3 protein-coding genes are annotated in these 2327 nt (G+C 73.0%); 1 reads left to right on the top strand and 2 read right to left on the bottom strand.

What is annotated here, in order from left to right; translation table 11 throughout:
- Nucleotides 1-54: 54 nt before the first annotated feature.
- Both ACWEVN_RS47575 and ACWEVN_RS47580 read right to left on the bottom strand, forming a co-directional pair.
- A complete protein-coding gene (locus ACWEVN_RS47575; protein WP_449686096.1) occupies nucleotides 55-312 on the bottom strand; it encodes a hypothetical protein in 258 nt (85 codons plus the stop codon).
- A gap of 118 nt (nucleotides 313-430) precedes the next feature.
- Nucleotides 431-1594: a lactate 2-monooxygenase gene (locus ACWEVN_RS47580; protein WP_452055675.1), complete on the bottom strand. Its 1164-nt coding sequence runs from the start codon at nucleotides 1592-1594 to the stop codon at nucleotides 431-433.
- A 111-nt stretch (nucleotides 1595-1705) separates the two neighbouring features.
- Here ACWEVN_RS47580 and ACWEVN_RS47585 point away from each other — a divergent pair.
- Nucleotides 1706-2327, top strand: a 622-nt coding sequence (locus ACWEVN_RS47585; RefSeq protein ID WP_452055676.1) for a saccharopine dehydrogenase family protein, incomplete at its 3' end; no start/stop codon positions are given.

Here is a 2327-nt window from a genome sequence, read left to right on the forward strand (position 1 = left end):
AACGCCACATTGGGTGCGTTGGACGCAACCAACGCCACATTGGGGCGCTGGGGCTCAGCCGGGCTGGCCGGGCTGCTGCGGCGACTGGACCGGCGCCTGCTGCTGCGGCTGCGGCGCGGCCTTGGCGCGGCTCAGCGCCACCGAGCCGCCGATCAGCGCGAGACCGACCAGGCCGAGGATGATGCCGAAGAACGGCTGCATGTCGCTGGCCCAGGACAGGATCCGGAACTCGTAGTCGAACTGCTCGAGGACGATGGTGCCGAACCCGAGCACCGCGCACAGCACGCCGATCCGCATCATGATCGAAGACATGGGAAACCCCCTCGTGAAAGGACTGATGGAACCACCGGTCCGTCCCCGAGCGGCCGTGGTGAGGCAGAAATGTAGCGGCCCCCGGCCCGGCTGTCTCCGGAATTCCCGATTCGTTACCTCATGTCCGCTGCAGCGAGTCCGGGCCCAGGTCGGCGAGGGTGCGGTGGCCGGACAGGCCCATGGTCAGGTCGAAGTCCGCCAGGAGGCTGCGCAGGACGTGCCGGACGCCGTCCTCACCCGCGTGGGCGAGGCCGTACACCCACGGGCGCCCCACCAGGACCGCCCGGGCGCCCAGGGCGATCGCCTTGAGGACGTCGGCGCCGGTGCGGATGCCCGAGTCGAACAGCACCTCCAGCCGGTCGCCGACCGCCGCGACGATGCCCGGAAGTGCCTCCAGCGCGCCGATCGCGCCGTCGACCTGGCGGCCGCCGTGGTTCGAGACGACGATGCCGTCCATGCCCGCTTCGGCCGCGCGGCGGGCGTCGGCGACGTGCTGGATGCCCTTGAGGACGATCGGGCCGTCCCAGTGCTCGCGCAGGAACGGCAGCTGGTCCCACGTCCGGTCGGTGCCGGTGAGCATGCCGATCCAGCGCAGGATCGCCATGTTCAGGTCTTCTTCCGGCGTCTTCTCCAGCAGGCCGCGGAACACCGGGTCGGTGAACGGGACGGCGCAGCCCTCCCCCTTGAGGAACGGCAGGTAGGCCTGGTCCAGATCGGACGGTCGCCAGGCCAGCGTCCACGTGTCGAGGGTGACGACCAGCGCGGTGTAGCCGGCGTTCTTCGCCCGGGTCAGCAGGCTCGCGCAGACGTCGGGGTCGCCGGGCCAGTACAGCTGGAACCAGCGCGGGCCGTCGCCGTTGGCCGCGGCGACGTCCTCGATGCCGGTCGACGACGCCGTCGAGAGGATGAACGGCAGCCCGATCGATGCCGCGGCGCGGGCGGTCGCGCGCTCGGCGTCCGGGTGGACGATCGACTGGACGCCGACCGGCGCGACGGCCACCGGGGCGGGCAGCCGGGTGCCGAGCACGGTGGTGGCCAGGTCGCGGTCGGTGGCGCCGGTCAGCATCCGGGGCACGACGCGCCAGCGGTCGAAGGCCTCGCGGTTGGCGCGGGCGGTGGCGCCGGAGCCGGCCGCGCCCGCGACGTAGGAGAACGGCCCGGGCGCCATGAGCTCGCGCGCCGACGCTTCCAGCTTCGTCGCGTCGGTCGAGCACGGCGGCAGCTGACCTCCGAGCCCCTGCAGGTAGATCTCGTTCTGATAGCTGCCGAAGCGTTCGGTCACGGTTGCCTCCTCGCGTTCGAGGGGGCACTGTACCCGCCGGTAGTTCACCCGGCGCCGGGATGTGACCGGCGGGTAACCTGAGCGCGCCGACGTCCCAGCGAAGGAGCAGACATGCGCGCGTACGACGTGGTCCTGTTCGGCGCCACCGGGTTCACCGGCGGGCTGACCGCCGAGTACCTGGCCCGGCACGCGCCCGCGGACCTGCGCTGGGCGCTGGCCGGGCGCAACCGCGGCAAGCTCGAAGCCGTCCGGGCGCTGCTCACCGAGATCGACGACCGGTTCGCCGCCCTCGACCTGCTCGTCGCCGACTCCGGCGACCGGGCCTCGCTGGTCGCCGTCGCGGAGGCCACGAAGGTGGTGATCACGACCGTCGGCCCGTACCTGACGCACGGCGAGCCGCTGGTGGCCGCGTGCGCCGAGGCGGGCACCGACTACGTCGACCTGACCGGCGAGCCCGAGTTCGTCGACCGGATGTACCTGGCGCACGACCGGCGCGCCCGCGAGACCGGGGCGCGGCTGGTGCACGCGTGCGGGTTCGACTCGATCCCGCACGACCTCGGCGCGTGGTTCACCGTGCAGCAGCTGCCCGAAGGCGTGCCGCTGCAGCTCGCCGGTTACGTCCGGGCGGGCGGGATGCCCTCGGGCGGCACGTTCCTGAGCGCGCTGACCATCATGTCCCGGCTGCCGGCGGGCGCCCGGGTGGCCCGCGAGCGGGCGGCGGCCGAGCCGCGGC

Source organism: Amycolatopsis sp. NPDC003861, assembly GCF_053605405.1.